Origin of the sequence: Agromyces sp. Marseille-Q5079, from assembly GCF_051016555.1 — a bacterium.
GTDB lineage: Bacteria > Actinomycetota > Actinomycetes > Actinomycetales > Microbacteriaceae > Agromyces.
In genome coordinates this window covers 97,334-117,007 of the sequence record NZ_JBPEJF010000008.1, presented here as the reverse complement: position 1 = coordinate 117,007, position 19,674 = coordinate 97,334, and the positions used below count along the sequence as shown (strand labels likewise).

At 71.0% G+C, this 19,674-nt stretch carries 23 protein-coding genes; 11 read left to right on the top strand and 12 right to left on the bottom strand.

Going from position 1 to position 19,674, the window contains the following annotated elements; translation table 11 throughout:
• Positions 1-57: 57 nt before the first annotated feature.
• Positions 58-924, top strand: coding sequence for an MBL fold metallo-hydrolase (locus tag ACR3IO_RS16450; protein ID WP_434072307.1), 867 nt, complete (start codon positions 58-60; stop codon positions 922-924).
• Positions 925-929: 5 nt separating this feature from the next.
• Here the strand turns inward: ACR3IO_RS16450 and ACR3IO_RS16445 are convergent, their stop codons facing one another.
• Positions 930-1,343 (bottom strand): YchJ family protein, encoded by a 414-nt coding sequence (locus ACR3IO_RS16445; RefSeq protein ID WP_434072306.1) that lies wholly within the window; start codon positions 1,341-1,343, stop codon positions 930-932.
• Positions 1,344-1,498: 155 nt separating this feature from the next.
• On the opposite strand from ACR3IO_RS16445, the gene ACR3IO_RS16440 reads away from it, so the two are divergent.
• Positions 1,499-2,347: a hypothetical protein gene (locus ACR3IO_RS16440; protein WP_434072305.1), complete on the top strand. Its 849-nt coding sequence runs from the start codon at positions 1,499-1,501 to the stop codon at positions 2,345-2,347.
• A gap of 49 nt (positions 2,348-2,396) precedes the next feature.
• On the opposite strand, the gene ACR3IO_RS16435 is transcribed toward ACR3IO_RS16440, so the two are convergent.
• The 9 genes from ACR3IO_RS16435 to idi are packed head-to-tail and all read right to left on the bottom strand — an operon-like array spanning position 2,397 to position 8,816.
• Complete coding sequence (locus ACR3IO_RS16435) at positions 2,397-2,690, bottom strand: GNAT family N-acetyltransferase (protein WP_434072304.1); 294 nt, start codon at positions 2,688-2,690, stop codon at positions 2,397-2,399.
• A gap of 4 nt (positions 2,691-2,694) precedes the next feature.
• Positions 2,695-3,084, bottom strand: coding sequence for an RNA-binding S4 domain-containing protein (locus ACR3IO_RS16430; RefSeq protein ID WP_434072303.1), 390 nt, complete (start codon positions 3,082-3,084; stop codon positions 2,695-2,697).
• Positions 3,085-3,093: 9 nt separating this feature from the next.
• Positions 3,094-3,996, bottom strand: a complete 903-nt coding sequence (locus ACR3IO_RS16425; RefSeq protein WP_434072302.1) for a prenyltransferase — start codon at positions 3,994-3,996, stop codon at positions 3,094-3,096.
• Positions 3,993-4,346: a lycopene cyclase domain-containing protein gene (locus ACR3IO_RS16420; protein WP_434072301.1), complete on the bottom strand. Its 354-nt coding sequence runs from the start codon at positions 4,344-4,346 to the stop codon at positions 3,993-3,995. The genes ACR3IO_RS16425 and ACR3IO_RS16420 overlap by 4 nt, the downstream gene beginning before the upstream one ends.
• Positions 4,343-4,723: a lycopene cyclase domain-containing protein gene (locus ACR3IO_RS16415; RefSeq protein ID WP_434072300.1), complete on the bottom strand. Its 381-nt coding sequence runs from the start codon at positions 4,721-4,723 to the stop codon at positions 4,343-4,345. The genes ACR3IO_RS16420 and ACR3IO_RS16415 overlap by 4 nt, the downstream gene beginning before the upstream one ends.
• Entirely contained in the window at positions 4,720-6,345 is a 1,626-nt protein-coding gene (gene crtI / locus ACR3IO_RS16410; RefSeq protein ID WP_434072299.1) for a phytoene desaturase family protein, read from the bottom strand. Before crtI ends, ACR3IO_RS16415 begins: the two co-directional genes overlap by 4 nt.
• Positions 6,342-7,223 carry a phytoene/squalene synthase family protein gene (locus tag ACR3IO_RS16405; protein WP_434072298.1) on the bottom strand — a complete coding sequence of 294 codons (882 nt, stop codon included), beginning with the start codon at positions 7,221-7,223 and terminating at the stop codon, positions 6,342-6,344. Before ACR3IO_RS16405 ends, crtI begins: the two co-directional genes overlap by 4 nt.
• Positions 7,220-8,266 (bottom strand): polyprenyl synthetase family protein, encoded by a 1,047-nt coding sequence (locus ACR3IO_RS16400; protein ID WP_434072297.1) that lies wholly within the window; start codon positions 8,264-8,266, stop codon positions 7,220-7,222. The genes ACR3IO_RS16405 and ACR3IO_RS16400 overlap by 4 nt, the downstream gene beginning before the upstream one ends.
• On the bottom strand, positions 8,259-8,816 hold the full coding sequence (idi, locus tag ACR3IO_RS16395; RefSeq protein WP_434072296.1) for an isopentenyl-diphosphate Delta-isomerase: 558 nt from the start codon (positions 8,814-8,816) through the stop codon (positions 8,259-8,261). Before idi ends, ACR3IO_RS16400 begins: the two co-directional genes overlap by 8 nt.
• Positions 8,817-8,872: 56 nt before the next feature.
• Between idi and ACR3IO_RS16390 the strand changes: the two genes are divergently transcribed.
• Together ACR3IO_RS16390 and ACR3IO_RS16385 are read left to right on the top strand one after the other, a co-directional pair.
• The gene (locus ACR3IO_RS16390) at positions 8,873-9,379 is read left to right on the top strand and encodes a MarR family winged helix-turn-helix transcriptional regulator (RefSeq protein ID WP_434072295.1); all 507 of its coding nucleotides are present in this window, start codon (positions 8,873-8,875) and stop codon (positions 9,377-9,379) included.
• Between the two features lie 34 nt (positions 9,380-9,413).
• Complete coding sequence (locus ACR3IO_RS16385) at positions 9,414-9,863, top strand: NUDIX hydrolase (RefSeq protein ID WP_434072294.1); 450 nt, start codon at positions 9,414-9,416, stop codon at positions 9,861-9,863.
• Between the two features lie 7 nt (positions 9,864-9,870).
• Here ACR3IO_RS16385 and ACR3IO_RS16380 read toward each other — a convergent pair whose 3' ends face one another.
• On the bottom strand, positions 9,871-10,716 hold the full coding sequence (locus tag ACR3IO_RS16380) for a DUF1295 domain-containing protein (protein WP_434072293.1): 846 nt from the start codon (positions 10,714-10,716) through the stop codon (positions 9,871-9,873).
• 32 nt (positions 10,717-10,748) lie between these two features.
• Here ACR3IO_RS16380 and ACR3IO_RS16375 point away from each other — a divergent pair, with 32 nt between their 5' ends.
• The 4 genes from ACR3IO_RS16375 to ACR3IO_RS16360 all read left to right on the top strand — a co-directional run bounded on the left by ACR3IO_RS16375 (position 10,749) and on the right by ACR3IO_RS16360 (position 13,251).
• Positions 10,749-11,372 (top strand): CDP-alcohol phosphatidyltransferase family protein, encoded by a 624-nt coding sequence (locus tag ACR3IO_RS16375; RefSeq protein ID WP_434072292.1) that lies wholly within the window; start codon positions 10,749-10,751, stop codon positions 11,370-11,372.
• A gap of 16 nt (positions 11,373-11,388) precedes the next feature.
• Positions 11,389-11,883: an FHA domain-containing protein gene (locus ACR3IO_RS16370; RefSeq protein ID WP_434072291.1), complete on the top strand. Its 495-nt coding sequence runs from the start codon at positions 11,389-11,391 to the stop codon at positions 11,881-11,883.
• Positions 11,883-12,572, top strand: coding sequence for a transcriptional regulator FtsR (gene ftsR / locus ACR3IO_RS16365; protein WP_434072290.1), 690 nt, complete (start codon positions 11,883-11,885; stop codon positions 12,570-12,572). The genes ACR3IO_RS16370 and ftsR overlap by 1 nt, the downstream gene beginning before the upstream one ends.
• Before the next feature lie 124 nt (positions 12,573-12,696).
• Positions 12,697-13,251, top strand: a complete 555-nt coding sequence (locus ACR3IO_RS16360) for a MerR family transcriptional regulator (protein WP_434072289.1) — start codon at positions 12,697-12,699, stop codon at positions 13,249-13,251.
• Positions 13,252-13,339: 88 nt separating this feature from the next.
• On the opposite strand, the gene ACR3IO_RS16355 is transcribed toward ACR3IO_RS16360, so the two are convergent.
• The gene (locus ACR3IO_RS16355; protein WP_434072288.1) at positions 13,340-14,173 is read right to left on the bottom strand and encodes a ParA family protein; all 834 of its coding nucleotides are present in this window, start codon (positions 14,171-14,173) and stop codon (positions 13,340-13,342) included.
• Between the two features lie 77 nt (positions 14,174-14,250).
• Here ACR3IO_RS16355 and ACR3IO_RS16350 point away from each other — a divergent pair, with 77 nt between their 5' ends.
• From ACR3IO_RS16350 to def, 3 genes are read left to right on the top strand one after another with little or no spacing between them, the layout of a single operon-like run.
• On the top strand, positions 14,251-17,655 hold the full coding sequence (locus ACR3IO_RS16350) for a pyruvate carboxylase (protein WP_434072287.1): 3,405 nt from the start codon (positions 14,251-14,253) through the stop codon (positions 17,653-17,655).
• Between the two features lie 57 nt (positions 17,656-17,712).
• A complete protein-coding gene (locus tag ACR3IO_RS16345) occupies positions 17,713-19,095 on the top strand; it encodes a MinD/ParA family ATP-binding protein (RefSeq protein ID WP_434072286.1) in 1,383 nt (460 codons plus the stop codon).
• Between the two features lie 12 nt (positions 19,096-19,107).
• On the top strand, positions 19,108-19,599 hold the full coding sequence (gene def / locus ACR3IO_RS16340; RefSeq protein ID WP_434072285.1) for a peptide deformylase: 492 nt from the start codon (positions 19,108-19,110) through the stop codon (positions 19,597-19,599).
• Positions 19,600-19,674 lie beyond the last annotated feature (75 nt).

The window sequence follows — 19,674 nt, the reverse complement described above, 5'->3', positions numbered from 1 at the left end:
CCTCTGCATTCGCTTTGACCGGATGCCGCCGAGCGGCCGCGTCGGTACGATCGACCCATGCCGACCTGGACGATCGTCGCCCCCGGGGTGCACCAGCTCCGCATCGGCGGGTTCGACCTCTCCGTCGTCGTCATCGAGGGCGATGACGGACTGCTCGTCGTCGACTCGGGCGGAGATCCCGAGGAGGGCGAGGAGATCCTCGACCTGATCCGATCACGATTCGATCGCCCGATCATCGGCCTCGTGAACACGCATGCGCACTTCGACCACACGTTCGGCAACCAGGCGTTCGGTCCGGGTTCGGCGACGGATGCCGCGATCCACGGGCATGTCGCGATCGAGCGGCACTTCGCGAGGTACGAGGGCCCGCGAGTGGCCGCCTGGCGAGAGGATCACGCCCGGGAGCCCGAGCGGCGCTGGGAACAGGTCGGACTCGTGGCGCCGACGCATCCGGTCGCCCGGCTCACGCGGCTCGATCCCGGCGGGCGCGTCGTCGAGCTCCGCCCGCAGCCAGAGGCGCACACCGACACCGATCTCGTGCTGTTCCTGCCAGCCGAACGGGTGTGGATCCTCGGCGACCTCGTCGAGGAGTCGGGCCCGCCCATGTACGGCTCGGGCAGCTACCCGCTCGGCTGGCCCGACGTGCTCGAGGCCCTGGTCGCCGAGATGCGCCCCGACGACCTCGTGGTGCCCGGGCACGGGGCGGTCGTCGACGCGGCCTTCGTCGCGCGACAGGCGGCGCAGCTCCGCCTCATCGCCGAGCGCCTCACCGCCGCCCACGCCGCCGGCCTCGATGCGACCGAGGCACTCGCCGCCCATGAGGAGTGGCCGTTCCCGACCGCGGGACTCGCCGGTGCGGTCGAACGCGCCTACGCGACCCTCGACGGCCTCCCACTCGATCAGGGGAGCGTCGAGGACGCCTGAGGGCGTCAGTCGACGGCGTCCACGTAGAACCAGGCGCCGCCCTCGCGGGTGAACCTGCTCGTCTCGTGCTGCGCGCCGCGTTCGCCGTCGTGGCGGTAGTGGGCCGTGAACTCCACGATGCCCGATCGGTCGAGCGGGCCGCCGCGCTCGGTCCGCTCGATGTCCAGGCGCAGCCAGCGGATCGTCGGGTCGAGCTCGAGGTCGGCCGGACGGGTCGACGGATGCCACGTCGCGAGCAGGTGGCCGACGTCGCCCACGGCGAACGCCGTGAACCTCGAGCGCATGAGCTGCTGGGCCGTGGGAGCGGTCTCTCCGCCGGCGAGCCATCGTCCGCAGCATTCGCCGAACGTCAGGCCGCTCGTGCACGGACAACGGTTGCCGGAAGCGGGGAACTCAGCGGATTCGGAGGTTTGCGCCATGCCCCCAGTATTCCGGGGGCACGCGGGTGCGCGGTCATGGTCCGCACAGGAGGAAATGAGGATCTGTACAGAAACGCTGGGCAGAGTTTGTGCCTTGTGCCCGGCTCGGCGGGTACCAACCCCCGTTTCCCCCCACCCCGAGCATCACAGGATTCATGCGAACCACCACGAACTCACCGTCAGAACGCTCGAACTCCACCCCCGAATCGCACCCCCGCCGCAGCCTGCGCTCGCGCCGGGTGGGGCGCCGCCGCCTCATCGCGGCCGGTGCCGTCGTCGCCGTCGGCCTCGTCGCCGGCAGCGGCTTCGCCGTGCAGAACGCGATCGAGGCCGACGCGCGCGTGCAGGCCACGGCCCAGCTCACCAACGCGACCGGGCTCAGCCGCGACACGCTCGGCGTGTACAGCGGCATCGCCGCCGCGAAGGTCCAGGCCCAGGCGAAGGACACCATCTCGATGGCCACCGCCACCCTCGAGAAGGCCGACGGCAAGGTCGACGCCTCGGCGCTCGCGGCATCCGTCGCCTCGCTGAGCGACTACGAGAAGATCCCGACCGACGACGTCGTGGACCTCACCAAGCAGACGAAGGAGGCGGCGGCCAAGATCGCCGCCGACACCACCGCGTACGAGAAGGCTCAGCAGGCCGCGGCCGCGCAGGCCGCCGCCGAGGCCGCGCAGGCGCTCGCCAACGCGAACACGCCCGACGGCGCCCGCGCCACGGCCCGGTCGCTCGCCGCGTCGATGTACGGCTGGGGCGACGACCAGTTCCAGTGCCTCGACAGCCTCTGGGCCAAGGAGTCCGGCTGGTCGTACACGGCCTACAACGACTCGAGCGGTGCCACCGGCATCCCGCAGTCGCTGCCCGGCAGCAAGATGGCCACGGCCGGCGCCGACTGGGCGACGAACGCCGCGACGCAGATCACGTGGGGCCTCGGCTACATCGCCGGCTCCTACGGATCGCCCTGCAGCGCCTGGTCCCACTCGCAGTCGGTCAACTGGTACTGATTCCGCGGGGAGTCCGAACGCGCGAACCGCTCCGCTCGACGCCGGCCGCTCAGGCCGTGCGCGGGCGGAGCAGTTGCGCGCGCTCGGGGTGGCGGTCGAACCACTCGCCGACGTACCAGCAGCTCGGCACGACGTACCGCGACGAGTTCGCCTCCACGTCGTCGACGGCGAACGCGACGAGTTCGCCCGCGAACCCGGAGCCGCGGTACGGCGGGTTCGTGAACGCCCGGGTCATGGCGATCGCATCGCCGAGCACCCGGTAGTCGAGCACGCTCGCGATCTCGCCGTTCAGTCGGAGCACGTAGCGGTCGGCATCCGGTTCGTGGGTGAACGCTCTCTGCATCGCCTCAGGCTACGCCGTCGCGTCCGCGGAGGCGCTCGAGGTCGCGTCGCTCGCGCTTGGTCGGGCGACCGGCGCCGCGATCGCGGACGGGCACGACCGGCACGCTCTCGCGCGGCGGGGGAGGCGGGGTGCGGTCCTCGACGGCGGTGGCCGCGACCGTCGCCGACACGCGCTTCACGAGCGTGAGCCGCACGACGAGCTGGCGGTCGAAGCCCTCGACGCGCACGCGCACCTCGTCGCCCGGACGCACGGTCTGGGCGGCCTTGGCACGCTCGCCGTTGACCCGCACATGACCGGCGCGGCATGCGGTGGTCGCGGCCGACCGCGTCTTGAACTGGCGCACCGCCCAGAGCCACGCGTCGATGCGCACGGGGGAGTCTCCAGGCGCGGGCATGCGCTCAGCCTACGCGCGCACGGCCGCCCACCAGATCAGCAGCATCGTCACGAAGAAGCCGACCGCGTAGTTCAGCACGATGAAGTGCCGCCAGCCCCGATTCGCCTCACCAGAGCGGGCATCGCTGACGGAGCGGTACGGCCATGCGGCGACGAGGTAGGGCAGCACGAGCAGCGCGCCGAGCGGGCCCGGCCAGGGCGTCGCCAGCATCAGCACGCCCGCCGCCGTCCAGAGTCCCAGTGCGATGCGGACGGTCGCGCGGGCGCCGAAGGCCGTGGCGATCGAGCTGATGCCCGCCTCGCGATCGGGAACCACGTCCTGCACGGCGCCGAACGCGTGACTGGCCATGCCCCAGCAGAAGAAGGCGGCGAGCAGCGCGGCGAGCTGCGGCGTCATCGCCGCGCCGGCGACCGCGAGCCCGTACAGCGCGGGGCTCACGAAGTGGAAGCTGGAGGTCGCCGAGTCGAGCACGGGGCGTTCCTTGAACCGGAGCCCGGGCACCGAGTACGCGAAGACGGCGAACAGGCTGGCCGCGAGCACGAGCCAGGACCACGGATGCCGCGTGCCGCCGGACCACACCAGCAGGAGCAGGCACGGGGTCGCCGTCACCACCCCCGCCCAGACCACCGCGCGGTGCAGCGACGGATCGAGGACGGCGCCCTCGGCTCCGCCCTTCCGCGGATTGCGCAGGTCGGACTCGTAGTCGAAGACGTCGTTCACGCCGTACATGAGCAGGTTGTACGGGATCAGGAAGAAGACGGTTCCGATCACGAGGGTGGCGTCGATCGCGCCGGTGGTCAGCAGGTAGGCGGCGGCGAACGGGAACGCGGTGTTGATCCAGCTGATCGGCCGGCTCGAGACCAGGATCCTGCCGAGCCGGGTGGCCGCCGAGTCATGGGTCCGGACGGTCATCGCGTTCCCTCCTCGGTGGCGGTGGCGGTGGCGGTGGTGGCGGGGGGGCGGCGGCTCGCGCGCGGGGAGACCCCCGGCGCGCGGGGGCCGGGCCCGATGGGGGTGGCGAAGTCCTCGATCGGCGCGAGGCCGATCGTGGCACCGAGCCGGGTTCCATCGGGGTAGGCAAGGAGTCGGGCCGCGATCATGATCGAGTCGAACACCGCCGTGAGCGCGACGAGCACGACGGCTGCCACGCCGAGTGCGAGCCATCGCCGCCGGCGTGCAACCCGTGGCATCCGCACGGTCGAGACGACCGCGACGGCGGCCGACGCGACGAGGAACGGGATGCAGATCAGCAGGTAGGTCACCCGCGCACCTTCGTGACGGCAGCGGGATCGGCGGAGGCGTGCGCGACGGGCGGACGCGCTGAGCGACGCTCCAGCAGGCGTTCGACACCGCACACCACGACGAGCGAGAGCTGGCTGAGGAAGAGGAGGAACACCGGCTCCTCGATCGGCAGGTCGGGCGCCAGGAGCAGTCCCGTCGCGAAGTCGGAGTCGCCGCGGAAGAAGACGCCGAACCCGATGCCGACGAGGTCCCACGCCAGCAGGAGTGCCGTGCCGCAGGCGACGGCGAGCGCCGAGGCCACCGGTGCGCGCCAGAAGGACAGGCGCCACCGGGCGTCGACTGCCGCGATCGCCGCGATCGAGGCGAGGAGGAGGCCGAGATAGGTGAGGCCGATCATGCGCGACCCCTCGCGCGGACCTTCGACGGCTCGGACGCCGGCACGGATGCGTCCGGACCGGGCTCCGCCAACGGTCCGGCCGACCGGTCGCCGCGCACGCGCTTCACGACGTTCTCCGCACTGATGAGGCACATCGGCAGTCCGATACCGGGAACGCTCGAGCCGCCCGCGTAGAGGAGCCCCTGCACGCGGCGGGACCGGTTCGAGCCGCGCAGGAACGCGCTCTGCCGCAAGGTGTGCGCGGGTCCGAGCGCGCCGCCGCGCCACGAGTTCAGGTCGGCCGCGAAGTCGGCGGGGCCGACCGTGCGGCGCACGACGATGCGACTCGCGAGGTCCGCGTCACCGGTGGCCTCCGCGATGCGCGCGATCGCGCGATCCGCGGTCGCCTCGACGAGCGGGTCGCCGCGACCGTCCTCGCCGCCGCGCCCGATGCCGACATCGGCGGGCACTGGCACGAGCATGAACAGGTTCGTGTCGCCCGGAGGCGCGACCGAGGCATCCGTCGCGCTCGGCCGGCACACGTAGAACGACGCCGGATCGGGGATGGACGGGTCGTCACCGAAGATCCGCTCGAAGTTCTCGTGCCAGTCCTCCGTGAAGAACAGCGTGTGGTGCGCGAGGCCGGGAACCTCGCCGCGGACGCCGAGCATCGCCAGCACGGCGCCGGGGCCCGACGTGCGGCGTCGCCACCACGACTCCGGGTACGTGCGCGCGTGACCTGGCAGCAGCTCCGTCTCGGTGTGGTGCAGGTCCGCGGCCGAGACCACCCGATGCGCCGGCACCCGGTGCACGGCGCCGCGCGCGTCCCGGAAGCGCACCCCGGTGACGGAGGGATCGGATTCCTCGGTGAGCTCGATCGCGTCGACGTGCGCGTTCAGCACGAGGTCCACGCCCGCATCGGACGCGATCGAGGCGATCGCGTCGATCACGGAGGTGAACCCGCCGCGCGGGTAGAACACCCCCTGCTCGAGGTCCATGTGGCTCATCAGGTGGTACATGGCGGGCGTCGCCGACGGCGAGGAGCCGAGGAAGACCGACGGGTAGCCGAGCACCTGTCTGAGCCGGCGATCCTGCACCGAGCGTGCCGCGAACCGCTCGAGCGAGGTCGTCAGCAGGGTCGTGAGGCGTCCGGCGCCGCGCAGCACCTCGGGGGCGAGCAGGCCGCGGAGCCCGTCGAAGTTCGTGTAGAGGAATCGTCGCCGGGCGATGTCGTACGTCGACTCCGCGGAGTCCAGGTAGCGTTCCAGCGCCGCGCCCGCGCCCGGTTCGATCGACTCGAACAGCGCCGCGTTCTCGCGCCGCGAGCCTCGGATGTCGATCGCGTCGTCGTAGCCGTCGGCGTAGACCCGGTAGCCGGGATCGAGTCGGACGAGGTCGAGCTGCTCCGCCGCGCTCGTCCCGAAGAGTCGGAAGAAGTGCTCGAACACCTCGGGCATGAGGTACCACGACGGCCCGGTGTCGAAGCGGAACCCGTCGCGGGACCACGACCCGGCACGCCCGCCGAGCTCCGCGTTCGCCTCCAGCAGCGTCACCCGGTGCCCGTCGCGCGCCAGCAGGGCGGATGCCGCGAGCCCCGCGATGCCCCCGCCGATGACGACGATCCGTTCCGAACCGCCGATCATCGCGAACGCCCCAACGATCCGGCCATCGACCGCACGAGGATCGCGAGCTTCGTGGCATCCGGAACCCGGATCCGGGTGGTCATGAGCACGTCGGCCGGAGTCTGCCGGCACCGACGCGAGAGCTCGGCGAACAGGCCGTGCGCCGTCTGCACGGCGCCACGCGCTCGCCGGGGCAGCTCGGGCACCGCGCGGGCCGCGAGGTCGAGGTCGTGGTCGAGGTCGTCGAGGATCCTGGCCTTGTCCGCCTCGGTGAAGTGCTCGGGGTCGCACCACGGGAAGTAGTTGCGACCGAGCGCGTGCCAGTCGGTGTCGAGGTCGCGGAGGAAGTTGATCTTCTGGAATGCGGCGCCGAGGTGCACGGCGCCGCGCTCGAGACGCCGTCGACGCTCCGCATCGTGCGGCTCGTCGATCATGAAGACCGCGAGGCACATGAGCCCGACCACCTCGGCCGAGCCGTGGATGTAGCCGGCGACCTCCTCCTCGCGGATCGGCCGGGGGTCCAGGTCGCGCCGCATCGACGCGAAGAACGGTCGCGTGAGCTCGAACCCGATGCCGGCGGCACGGGCGGTGCGGGCGAACGCGTGCACGACGAGGTTCGTCGAGTAGCCGCAGAGCATCGCGGCCTCGGTCTCCGACTCGAGCTCGTCGAGCAGGCAGCGCTGCTCGGGCGCCGTCAGCCCGGCGGCATCCGCGGTGCCGTCGACGAGTTCATCGGCGACCCGAACCAGGGCGTAGACCGAGCGGATGCCGCGGCGCGTCGTCGGATCGAGCATGCGGGCGGCCGCGCCGAACGACGTCGAGTAGCGGCCGATGACCGTCGCGGCACTCGCGACGGCGGCGTCGTCGTAGCGCTCGAGCAGGCTCGGCTGCGTCCTCATCGCGCACGCTCCACGGCCCGGCGGGCGATCGCGGCGAGTTCGGTCGCGAGCGCCTCCGGCAGGTCGGCCGTCTCGAGCTCGTACCGGGCGAGCGTGACGTGCTCGTCGGCGAGGCGCATGGCCGCATCGAGCGCGCCGCAGTCCCGGAGGGCCGTGCGCACCTGCTCGGCCTCGTCCTCGTCGAGCGAGGGATCTCCGAGGCTCGCCGCGATCCGGGGCCATTCGGCGGTCGTCGCCGCGTGGGCGATGAGCGCGGTGCGCTTGCCCTCGCGGAGGTCCGAGGAGGTGGACTTGCCCGTCACCGCAGGGTCGCCGAAGACGCCCAGCACGTCGTCGGTGATCTGGAAGGCGATGCCGACGAACCGGCCGAAGCGCTCGAGCGCGGCGATGGCCTGGTCGGGCGCGCCGGCGAGGACGGCGCCGGCCGCGAGCGGGCACTCGAAGGAGTACACCGCGGTCTTCTGCTCCAGGGTGGCGAGCACGCGCGGCATGCTGGTCGGCCCGACCTCTCCGGCGTTCACGACATCCGCCAGCTCGCCGGCGGCCGACACGAACACGGCCCGGTCCAGGATGTCCAGCAGTCGCGCTCGCCGGGATGCCTCGACCGGCAGCAGGGCGATCTCGCGATGGGCGCGACTGAGCGCCAGGTCGCCGGCGAGCACGGCGGCCGTCTCGCCCCAGACGTCGCTCGTGCGCTCGTCGGTCCCGTACCGGATCGCGCGTGCGGCGAACCTGGCGGCCACGTTGGGTTCGCCCCGGCGCACGGTGTCGCGGTCGATGACGTCGTCGTGGATCAGGAACGCGGTGTGCAGGAGCTCGAACGCGACGGCCACCCTGGTAGCGAGGCCTTCGTCGGCGCCTCCGAAGCCGGCGTAGGCCAGGCGCACGAGGTGCGGCCTGATCCGCTTGCCGCCCGAGCTCTGTTCGGCGAGCGAGCGCCAGAGGGCCGCATAGTGCGGGTCGAGGTCGCCCGCCCGCCGCCGGGCGTCGGCGAAGATGGCGCCGAGCTCGACCTCGATCGCGGCATCGATGACGTCAGTCACGGTAGAGCTCCAGCTGGCTGGCCTGGAGTGCGAGCCAGGGGCTGAACGCCCACGGAGCCGCCTCGATGGCCGTGCGGAGCTCGTCGGGGCGAACCCAGACGTGGTCGACGATCTCGCGCGGGTTGGGGTCGAGCTCGCCCGACGTGGTGGCGATGTAGACCGGGCAGATCTCATTCTCGACGGTGCCGCCCGCATCGACGGCGCGATAGCGGAAGGTGGGCAGGGCGAGCTCGAGGTCGTCGAGCTCGAGCCCGAGCTCGAACTCCGCCCGCCGGCGCACGGCGGCCACCAGCGGTTCGGAGGGCCGCGGGTGGCCGCAGAACGAATTGCTCCACACGCCGGCCCATGCCTGCTTGGCGAGCGAGCGCCTGGTGACGAGAACCTCGCCGGCGTGGTTCAGCACGTGGCAGGAGAAGGCGAGGTGCAGGGCCGTGTCGGGTCCGTGGACGGCGCTCTTGGGCACCCGTCCGATCGGGTCGCCCGCCTCGTCGAGGAGGACGACGTCGTCGTCATCGACGACGAGCTCTCGGAGGTCGATCGTGTCGGTCATGCGCGCTCCCGAAAATATCGCTTACTTGGTTAGTGACTTGACGATAGCATTGGGCCGTGCCCGCCGGAACAACCGAAAGTTCGAATGAACACCGCTACTGGTTCGAGACCGCGGATGCGTCGGCCGTCGAGCTCCTCGAAGCGGTCCGCCGCCATCGCGCGGCCGAGTCGGAGATGCGCCGGCGACTCCGTGCCGACATGGACATGGGGGACACGGATGTCGCGGCCCTGCGCTGGATCATCGCCGAGGAGCGCGACGGTCGCGCGCCGACGAGCGCGGGACTCTCCCGGGAGTTGGGCGTCACGACGGCGGCGACGGTGAAGATCGTCGCCCGGCTCATCGCCGCCGGCGACCTCGTCAGGGTTCCGCACCCCACCGACCGGCGGATCCTCCTGCTGCGCACGCTCCCCGAGGCGCACGGTCGCATCAGGCGCACGCTCGGGCGCATGCACGAACGGCTGCAGCACGTGGCCGATTCCTTCGACGAGGCGCAGCGCGGCGTGATCATCCGCTTCCTCGACGAGATGTCGCTTGCGATCGCCCCGCCCGAAGACGCCCCATGACGGGGCATCCGACCGCGTGCGTCATGCTGGAGGCATGAGCGGAACGAGCGGCGACGGATGGGTCGAGGGGCCTGACGGCGCACGGTACTGGGGGCGATACGGGGCGGCCGGGCTGCTCGTCGTGAGCCCCCAGGGCGAGGTGCTCCTGCAGCACCGCGCCGTCTGGAGTCATTTCGGCGGCACGTGGGGCATGCCCGGGGGAGCCCGTCACGAGGGCGAGAGCCCGCTCGAGGCGGCCGTCCGCGAGGCGGGCGAGGAGGCCGGGGTCCCGGCCGACGTGCTCACCGTGCGGTACTCCAGCGTGCTCGACCTCGGCTACTGGTCGTACACGACGGTCGTGGCCGACGCCGGTCGCCGCTTCGAGCCCGTCGTGAGCGACCCCGAGTCCATCGCCCTCGCATGGGTGCCGGTCGACGAGGTCGACGCGCTCCCGCTGCATCCGCGATTCGCCGAGGCCTGGCCCGGGCTGCGCGAACGCCTCTGACGGCGGCTCAGCCGCCCGTGGCGCCCCGGGCGGGAGTATTCGCCTCGACCCGAGCCGGGCGCGGGAACCACGGCACGATGGGCGACGTGCGCGCCCGGTACGCGTCGTAGTCGGGGTAGCGGCTGCGCGAGATCAACTCGGTGAACACCGTCGACCCGATGAACAGCAGCGTGAGCAGCACCGCGCCGGCGATCGTCCAGTGCAGCCAGACGCCCGTGGCCACCACCGCGAAGGCGTAGAACGTCCACCACTGCGCCTGTTCGAAGAAGAAGTTCGGATGCCGCGACACCCGGAACAGCCCCGTCTGCAGGAATCCCGGGGCGGGCGTGCGCCCCGCGGCCCGCTCGGCCGCCTTCCACCGGTGGAAGCGCCACTGCTGCTCGTCGGCGATCGTCTCGCCCGCGAGGAACGCGACGAACACGAGTGCGACGACGACGTCCCACGCCCCGAGCGGCGGATGCGCCGACTCGAGCACGGTCAGGGCCGGCAGGCAGAAGAGCAGGATCAACGCGTTCTGGTAGATCGAGATGAAGAACAGGTTGAACGCCTGGAACGCCGCACGCGGCATCCGCTCTCGCAGGATCGCCCAGCGATAGTCCTCGCCACCGGGACGGTACCCGCCCTTGCGGGCGAAGTTGAACGTCAGCCGCGCACCCCACGCCGTGACGAGCACGGCCATCAGCACGAGTCGCGGGTCGTATCCGCTCGCGACCGCGAACACCCAGACGTAGGCGACGGGCGCGATCGACCAGATGCGATCGACCCAGGAGTACTCGCGCGTGACGACGGACAGGATCCAGGTGGCGGCGGTGATCAGGGCGAAGAGCACCAGACACACGGCGAGGGGAGTCATGGCTGGATTCTAGGGGTCGATAGGATCGAATTGTGGCTGGGCGGAGCGCGGGGGCGGTCGGAACGGAGATCTGGACGATCCCGAACCTGATCAGCATGCTCCGGCTCGTGCTCGTGCCGTTCTTCCTCTGGGCCGTCATCGCCGGCTCCTACGTCGTGGCGCTCGTGATCCTCGTCGTGGCGAGCCTCACCGACCTGCTCGACGGGTACCTGGCCAGACGCCTCGGCCAGATCACGAGGCTCGGTCAGCTCCTGGATCCCGCGGCCGACCGCCTCTACATCTTCGCCGCGCTCGTCGGCCTCGCCGCGAACTCGCTCGTGCCGTGGTGGATCGTGATCGTCATCGTCTCGCGCGACGTCTTCCTGCTCGTGCTCGGCGTGGTCCTCGCCAACCACGGCTTCGGCCCACTGCCCGTGCACCAGCTCGGCAAGGTCGCCACGTTCGCCCTGTTCTTCGGGCTTCCCGTCATCATGCTCGGTCTCGCGTTCCCGGCAGTGCAGCCGGTGAGCGCCCCGATCGGCTGGGCCGTCACGATCTGGGGCGCCTTCCTCTACTGGTGGGCCGGCAGCATCTACGCGATCGAGACGGCACGAGTCATCCGGATTCCACGGGTGTCGGATGGGTCCCGATCCGATACGCTTGAAAAGGGAGGCTAGCGTGGCGGATACCGACATGACACAGGCAGGCGGCGCTGAGGGCGACCGCACGACATCGAGCGGCGAGTTCGGCGACAGCAACACGGCCGGCACGACCATCGGCTTCAGCCGCGAGGCTGCTGCGCAACTCTCGCTCGTCGATGCCGACATCACGGCCGAGGAGCAGGAGGCGATCGCGGCACTCCCGTCAGGGTCCGCGTTGCTCATCGTGCGTCGCGGCCCCAACAGCGGGGCGCGCTTCCTCCTCGACACCGACGTGACGACCGTCGGGCGGCACCCCGACGCCGACATCTTCCTCGACGATGTCACGGTCTCGCGCCGGCACGCCGAGTTCCACCGGCACCGCACCGCGTTCGAGGTGAAAGACCTCTCGTCGCTGAACGGCACCTACTTCGACGGGGTCCGCATCGAGACCGCGTTGCTCAGCGATGGCGCCGAGGTGCAGATCGGCAAGTTCCGACTCACCTTCTACGCCTCGCGTCGCGACCTGGCGCCGCTGGCGAGCAGCTAGTGTCGGGCCGCGCCGCCCCTGCGCACGCGAGCGGCCAGGCCCCACTGCTCGGCATCGGTCAGGTTCTCGCGCGGCTGCAGCCGGAGTTCCCCGACCTCACACCGTCGAAACTCCGCTTCCTCGAGGAGCAGCGCCTCGTGCTGCCGGCCCGGACCGCCGCCGGCTATCGCAAGTTCTCCACGGCCGACGTCGAGCGCATCACGCTGGTGCTCTCGATGCAGCGCGACCACTACCTCCCGCTCAAGGTCATCCGCGCCCACCTCGAGGCGATCGACGCCGGTGACACGCCCGCGCTGCCCGGCGCGACCGATGCGCGCGGATTCCTCGGAGCGAGGCGGTTCGCACGAGACGAACTCATCTCCGCGGCCCGAGCGCCGCGGGGGCTCCTCGACGAGGCCGTCGCCGCGTCGCTCATGTCACCGGCGGAACCCTACGACGACGAGGCCCTCGGGGTGCTGAAGGCCTTGGCCGCGCTTCGCGAGGTGGGCATCGAACCGCGTCACCTGCGCGGGCTGCGGGCCGCTGCGGAGCGGGATGCCGCCCTCATCGACCGTGCGCTGGCGCCGTCCCGACGGCCCGACGCCGCGGGCAAGGCGCGGGTCTCCGAGCGCGCCGCCGAGCTCGCCGCACAGCTCGAGACCGTGCGCGCCGAGGCCGTGCGTTCCGCGCTCGCACGGCTCGCGCGCTGAACATCCGCCGAAGACGCCCGCGACACGCCGTGACGTTCGGCCCGATGTGTTTGGTTCGACCCGATCCCCTCGGTAGCGTGGTCGATGCCCCGACGGGGTGAGAGTCCGAGAGTGAGGGGATCGCATGAGTGAGCTCGACCGGAGCGCGCGCGACCGCTACGACCTCGGACTCCTCTTCACCGACGGCATGCCCGAGCACGACGACGGCACCGGCTATCGCGGCGCGGTCGCCGCTCGCGCAGCGGGCATCAGCTACCGGCAGCTCGACTACTGGGCACGCACGCAGCTCGTCGAACCGACGGTGCGCGGCGCGGCCGGCTCCGGCTCGCAGCGACTGTACGGGTTCCGCGACATCCTCGTGCTGAAGCTCGTCAAGCGATTGCTCGACACGGGCATCTCCCTGCAGCAGATCCGCACGGCGGTCACCCAGCTTCGGGAGTCCGGCATCCGCGACCTCGCGCAGACGACGCTCATGAGCGACGGTGCGAGCGTCTACCTCTGCACCTCCGACGACGAGGTCATCGATCTCGTCAACCGCGGCCAGGGCGTCTTCGGCATCGCGGTGGGCAAGGTGCTCCGCGAGGTCGAGAACTCGATCGCCGAGCTCGACCTGCAGCCGGCCGACCCGATGGACGAGCTCGCCGCACGCCGCGGTTCGAAGGCCCGCCGCATCTCCTGAGTCGCCTTCGCCGCGTCGGCCGATGCGGCGCGACGGGAGCCGAAGGCCCGCCAGCCGGAATCATCCGACCGGCGTGCGCCATGACTCGTCAGCGCGTGGGCGTCTCGAGCTCGAGCGGGACGTTGGAGAAGTCGCCGATCCGTGCCGTGCGCAGCACGCGCTCGAGCAGCTGGTCGAAGTTGGCCGACATCTCCTCGGCGCTCTCGCCCGGCCACATGTGCAGGGGCTTCGCCGCACCCTGCGCCTGCTGCAGCGAGGTGCGCTCGGGCAGCTGCGGGGAGAGCACGAGCGGGCCGAACATGTCGCGCAGTTCCTTGATGCGGAACTGGTGCTCGAGCGACTGCACGCGAGCGCGGTTCACGATGATGCCGAGCGGCTGCAGGCGAGGGGAGAGGCCTCGACGGATCTCCTCGATCGCACGCAGCGCGCGGTCGGCGGCCGCGACCGAGAACAGGCCGGGCTCCGTGACCACGGCGACGCGATCGCTCGCGGCCCACGCGGTGCGCGTGAGCGCGTTCAGCGAGGGGGCGCAGTCGATGAGCACGAGTTCGTAGTCGGCCTCGACGTTCGCGAGGGCCTCCTCGAGCTTCCAGATGTCGCGGATCGACGGATGCGGGCCGTCGAAGTTGATCGCCGACGGGCTGCCGATCATGACGTCGATGGTCGACTGGGGATTCGATCGCGCCCAACCGCTCGGCGCGATGGCGGAACGGACGATCTTCTCCTTGGGAGAGGCGAGGACGTCGGCGACGTTGAGATGCCCGGCGACCTGGATGTCCATGCCGGTCGAGACGTCGGATTGCGGATCGAGGTCGACGACGAGGGTACGGACGCCGCGAGCGAACGCCGCCGACGCCAGTCCGAGGGTGACGGTGGTCTTCCCGACACCGCCCTTGAGGGAACTGACGCTGAGTACGTGCACGAACAGATACGCTACCTCTATTGCTTGGGCGAAACCTAAACGTTCGCTGTGCGGAACCCCTCTCACGAAAGGCCTGCATGTTCTCGAAGATTCTGGTTGCCAATCGCGGTGAGATCGCCATCAGGGCGTTCCGGGCAGCGGTCGAACTCGGCGCGAAGACGGTCGCGGTGTATCCCTTCGAGGATCGCAACTCCCTGCATCGCCTGAAGGCCGACGAGGCATATCAGATCGGCGAGCCCGGGCACCCGGTGCGCGCGTACCTCGACGTGTCCGAGATCATCCGGGTCGCGCGCGAGTCGGGCGCCGACGCGATCTACCCCGGCTACGGGTTCCTCTCCGAGAACCCCGAACTCGCCGAGGCGGCCGAGGCGGCGGGCATCACCTTCATCGGCCCGAAGAAGAACGTGCTCGAGATGGCCGGCAACAAGGTGACGGCCAAGGAGCACGCGATCGCCGCCGGGGTGCCGGTGCTGAAGTCCACGCCGCCGTCGCGCGACATCGAGGCGCTCGTCGCGCAGGCCGACGACATCGGCTTCCCGATCTTCGCCAAGGCCGTCGCCGGCGGCGGCGGTCGCGGAATGCGCCGGGTCGACTCCAAGGACGACCTGCGCGCCTCGCTCGAAGAGGCCATGCGCGAGGCCGACAGCGCATTCGGCGACCCGACCATGTTCCTCGAGCAGGCCGTGCTGCGCCCGCGCCACATCGAGGTCCAGATCCTGGCAGACGCCACGGGCGAGACCGTGCACCTGTTCGAACGCGACTGCTCGGTGCAGCGTCGTCACCAGAAGGTGATCGAGATCGCGCCCGCGCCGAACCTCTCCGACGACATCCGCCACTCGCTCTACCGCGACGCGATCGCCTTCGCGAAGTCGATCGGCTACGTGAACGCCGGCACCGTCGAGTTCCTGCTCGACACGGCGGGCGAGCGCGCCGGCGAGCACGTGTTCATCGAGATGAACCCGCGCATCCAGGTCGAGCACACGGTCACCGAGGAGGTCACCGACGTCGACCTCGTGGTCTCCCAGATCCGCATCGCCGCGGGCGAGACGCTGGCCGACCTCGGACTCCTGCAGGGCGACATCCGCCTGCGCGGAGCCGCGCTGCAGACCCGCATCACCACCGAGGACCCCACCGCCGGCTTCCGCCCCGACACCGGCAAGATCACGACCTACCGCTCGCCGGGCGGCGCCGGCATCCGCCTCGACGGCGGAACCGTCAACCCGGGCGCGCAGATCAGCCCCCACTTCGACTCGATGCTCGCCAAGCTGACGTGTCGCGCACGCGACTACCCGTCGGCCGTCGCGCGCTCCCGGCGAGCCCTCGCCGAGTTCCGCATCCGCGGCGTCTCCACGAACATCTCGTTCCTGCAGGCCGTGCTCGACGACCCGGCCTTCGTCGCCGGCGACCTCAGCACGTCCTTCATCGACGAGCGCCCCCAGCTCGTCCGAGGCCGCGTGTCCAAGGACCGCGGGACGAAGATCCTCAACTGGCTCGCCGACGTCACCGTGAACCAGCCGAACGGCGTCGCACCCACGATCGTGAGTCCCACCGAGAAGCTCCCGACGGTCGATCTCGCGGCGCCCGCGCCGGCGGGGTCGCGCCAGCGCCTGCTCGAGCTCGGTCCGGTCAGGTTCGCCGCGGAGCTGCGCGCCCAGACGCCGCTCGCGGTCACCGACACGACCTTCCGCGACGCGCACCAGTCGCTGCTCGCGACCCGGGTGCGCACCAAGGACCTCGTCGCGGTCGCGCCGTACGTGGCTCGCCTGACGCCGGAGCTCCTCTCGGTCGAGGCCTGGGGCGGCGCCACCTACGACGTCGCGCTCCGCTTCCTCGGCGAAGATCCGTGGGAGCGACTCGCCGCCCTTCGTGCCGCACTGCCGAACGTGGCGATCCAGATGCTCCTCCGCGGGCGCAACACGGTCGGCTACACGCCGTACCCGACCGAGGTCACCGACGCGTTCGTGCGCGAGGCGGCCGCCACCGGCGTCGACATCTTCCGCATCTTCGACGCGCTGAACGACGTGAACCAGATGCGTCCCGCCATCGACGCCGTGCTCGCGACCGGCACGGCGGTCGCCGAGGTGGCCCTCTGCTACACGGGCGACCTCCTCGACCCCGCCGAAGACCTCTACACGCTCGACTACTACCTCGGCCTCGCCGACGAGATCGTGGCGGCGGGCGCGCACATCCTCGCGATCAAGGACATGGCGGGCCTGCTGCGCCCGGCGGCGGCCGAGAAGCTCGTGACGGCCTTGCGCGAGCGGTTCGACCTGCCGGTGCACCTGCACACCCACGACACCGCCGGCGGCCAGCTCGCGACCCTGCTGGCGGCCAGCCGAGCCGGCGTCGACGCGGTCGACGTCGCGAGTGCGCCGATGGCGGGCACCACGAGCCAGCCGTCGGCATCCTCCCTCGTCGCCGCACTCGCGCACACTGAACGCGACACCGGCATCTCGCTCCAGTCGGTCGCCGACCTCGAGCCGTACTGGGAGGCCGTGCGCCGCGTGTACCGGCCGTTCGAATCCGGCCTGCCCGGGCCGACGGGCCGCGTCTACCACCACGAGATCCCGGGCGGCCAGCTCTCGAACCTGCGGCAGCAGGCGATCGCGCTCGGCCTCGCCGACGACTTCGAGCTCATCGAGGACATGTACGCCGCGGCGAACAAGATCCTCGGGCGAGTGCCCAAGGTGACGCCGTCGTCCAAGGTGGTCGGCGACCTCGCCCTGCACCTGGCGGCCGTGAAGGCCGACCCGGCCGACTTCGAGGCGAACCCCGAGAAGTACGACGTCCCCGACTCGGTGGTCGGGTTCATGGCCGGTGAGCTCGGCGACCTGCCGGGCGGCTGGCCCGAGCCGTTCCGAACCAAGGTGCTCGCCGGACGCGACGTCCGCATCGGCGTCACCGAGCTCACGCCCGAGCAGCGCGCGGCGCTCGACGGCGAGAGCATCGAGCGTCGGGCGATGCTGAACAGCCTGCTGTTCCCGGCGCCGACTCGTCACTTCGAGCAGATCAGGGAGCTGTTCGGCGACCTCTCGGTGCTCGACACCATCGACTACCTCTACGGCCTGCGACAGGGTTCCGAGCACGTCGTCGAGATCGACCGTGGCGTCCGGCTGTACGCCGGCCTCGAGGCCATCGGCGAGGCCGACGACAAGGGCATGCGCACCGTGATGACCATCCTCAACGGGCAGCTGCGACCGGTCTTCGTCCGTGACCGCAGCATCGAGGTCGACTCACGGGCGGCCGAGAAGGCGGATGCCTCGCAGCCCGGACATGTGGCCGCGCCGTTCTCCGGCGTCGTCACGCTGCAGGTCGAGCCGGGTGCCGAGATCGCCGTCGGCCAGAGCGTCGCGAGCATCGAGGCGATGAAGATGGAGGCCGCGATCACGTCGCCGGTCGCCGGCATCATCGAGCGGGTCGCCATCCCGAAGACCCAGCAGGTCGAGGCCGGGGACCTCCTCGTGGTGGTTCGTCCGCTGTAGGCTGGGGCTTGGGTTCGCGGCGACGCGCGCTCGTGTTCGCACTGAGGAGGGGATTCGGTGGCTGACAATTCCGGAGAAGACCGCACGGGGGTTCGTCGTCTCGGTCGCAATGCGGCCGTCGACAAGCCCGACACCGCGGCGGGGGGTGCCCACGCCGCGGGCGCGATTCCCGACAGCTTGAACATCCGCGTCGACCTTCCGCCGGCTCCGCATCCCGTGATGCCCGACGACGAGGTCGCCGTGGCCATCGATGATGTCGCGGTCGACCCCGGCGGCCTCGCCGGCGGCCCGACGACGACATCCGTCGACGTGATGACGCCGGCCCTCGCCGGCGCGTACCGCACCGGCGGCGGGCGCGCCGACCCATCGCCGTATGGCGCCCTCCTCGCCGCCGACGCGACGAAGACGCGGCGCGAGCGCGTGAGCACCGACACCGGCAGCCACGTGGCGATCGTGGACGTCCCGTCCGGCGACGGCACGCCGGCCGAGGTGCCCGAGACCTCCGAATCGCTCACGGCCGATCGGCTCATCGACTTGAACCGCACGACGAGGCCGGCACCGCACGGCGGCTTCAACCGGTTCCTCTACGAGGCCTCGCTGCACCTCGTGAACCTCGGCGACTCGGCGAAGGCCCGCGCCTACAAGGAGCTCAGCGCCCGCATCCAGCGCCGCTTCGACGGCGGAGCACGGTTCGTCCCGGTCCTGACCCGCAAGGGCGGCGTCGGCAAGACCACGATCACCGCGCTGCTCGGCATGGCGCTCGCGAATGCCCGCGACGACCGCATCATCGCGATCGATGCGAACCCCGACCGGGGCACGTTGGCCGAACGCGTCGATCGGCAGACCCGCGAGACCGTGCGCGACGTGGTGACGAAGGCGCCGTCGATCGGCGGCTACACCGATTTCTCGGCGTTCGTGTCGCGCGACGAGACGCGCCTCGACATCCTCGCCTCCGACACCGACCCGACCCTCTCCGAGGCGTTCGACGACGACGACTACAACGTCGTGGCGAGTCTCGCCGCACGGTACTACTCGCTGGTGCTCACCGATTGCGGAACGGGCATCGTCCACTCCGTCATGCGCGCGACGCTGCAGCGCGCCGACTCGATCGTGATCGTCTCCGGCGGCAGCGTCGACGAGGCGCGCCTGGCCTCCGAGACGCTCACGTGGCTCGAGGCGAACGGCTTCGGCGATCTCGTGCGCAACGCCGTCGTCGCGATCAACCTCGCGACGCAGGGCACGCACCTGGTGAAGGTCGACGAGATCGAGGCCCACTTCCAGTCCCGTGTACGCGAGATCGTCCGCATTCCGTACGACCCCCAACTGGCCGCCGGATCCGTGGTGCACTGGGACGAGCTGCGTCCCATCACGCGTCATGCCGCACGCGAGCTCGCCGCGCTCGTCGTGGAGGGGCTGCCCGTCGACCGCGGCGGCCATTGAAAGAGAGCGGCATTGCCGGAACGACCCATACGCCTGTTCGGCGACCCTGTCCTGAAGACCGTCTCGGCCCCCGTCGAACAGATCGATGACGGTGTCCGTGCGCTCGTCGCCGACCTCGTCGACAGCGTCCGGGTCCCCGGCCGGGCCGGCGTGGCGGCGTCGCAGATCGGCGTCAACCTCCGCGCCTTCAGCTACAACGTCGACGGCGACGTCGGCTACATCCTGAACCCGGTCATCGTCGAGACCTCGGGCGACCTCGAACTGCTCGACGAAGGCTGCCTCTCGGTTCCCGGGCTCTGGCAGAAGACGCCGCGGTACCCGTTCGCCAAGGTTCGGGGCATCGACCTCGACGGCAACGAGATCGAGCTCTCCGGCACCGGCCTCATGGCGCAGGCGCTGCAGCACGAGACCGACCACCTCGACGGACTGCTCTACCTCGACCGCCTCGAGAAGGATGAGCGTCGCGCGGCCATGCGCGCGGTGCGCGAGTCGGACTGGTTCTGACCGGCATCCGCAGCTCCGGCCGAACGACGAACGGGCCCCGCAGAGGATGCGGGGCCCGTTCGCTTCTGATCAGGA

Bases quoted from the DNA above. Each gene is read 5' to 3' on its own strand.
- ACR3IO_RS16440 (WP_434072305.1), top strand. From the start codon at position 1,499: ATGCGAACCACCACGAACTCACCGTCAGAACGCTCGAACTCCACCCCC.
- idi (WP_434072296.1), bottom strand. From the start codon at position 8,816: ATGACCGACACGATCGACCTCCGAGAGCTCGTCGTCGATGACGACGAC.
- ACR3IO_RS16430 (WP_434072303.1), bottom strand. From the start codon at position 3,084: ATGCCCGCGCCTGGAGACTCCCCCGTGCGCATCGACGCGTGGCTCTGG.
- ACR3IO_RS16380 (WP_434072293.1), bottom strand. From the start codon at position 10,716: ATGACTCCCCTCGCCGTGTGTCTGGTGCTCTTCGCCCTGATCACCGCC.
- ACR3IO_RS16425 (WP_434072302.1), bottom strand. From the start codon at position 3,996: ATGACCGTCCGGACCCATGACTCGGCGGCCACCCGGCTCGGCAGGATC.
- ACR3IO_RS16370 (WP_434072291.1), top strand. From the start codon at position 11,389: ATGACACAGGCAGGCGGCGCTGAGGGCGACCGCACGACATCGAGCGGC.
- ACR3IO_RS16450 (WP_434072307.1), top strand. From the start codon at position 58: ATGCCGACCTGGACGATCGTCGCCCCCGGGGTGCACCAGCTCCGCATC.
- ACR3IO_RS16360 (WP_434072289.1), top strand. From the start codon at position 12,697: ATGAGTGAGCTCGACCGGAGCGCGCGCGACCGCTACGACCTCGGACTC.
- ACR3IO_RS16415 (WP_434072300.1), bottom strand. From the start codon at position 4,723: ATGATCGGCCTCACCTATCTCGGCCTCCTCCTCGCCTCGATCGCGGCG.
- ACR3IO_RS16445 (WP_434072306.1), bottom strand. From the start codon at position 1,343: ATGGCGCAAACCTCCGAATCCGCTGAGTTCCCCGCTTCCGGCAACCGT.
- ACR3IO_RS16405 (WP_434072298.1), bottom strand. From the start codon at position 7,223: ATGAGGACGCAGCCGAGCCTGCTCGAGCGCTACGACGACGCCGCCGTC.
- ACR3IO_RS16435 (WP_434072304.1), bottom strand. From the start codon at position 2,690: ATGCAGAGAGCGTTCACCCACGAACCGGATGCCGACCGCTACGTGCTC.
- crtI (WP_434072299.1), bottom strand. From the start codon at position 6,345: ATGATCGGCGGTTCGGAACGGATCGTCGTCATCGGCGGGGGCATCGCG.
- ACR3IO_RS16350 (WP_434072287.1), top strand. From the start codon at position 14,251: ATGTTCTCGAAGATTCTGGTTGCCAATCGCGGTGAGATCGCCATCAGG.
- ACR3IO_RS16385 (WP_434072294.1), top strand. From the start codon at position 9,414: ATGAGCGGAACGAGCGGCGACGGATGGGTCGAGGGGCCTGACGGCGCA.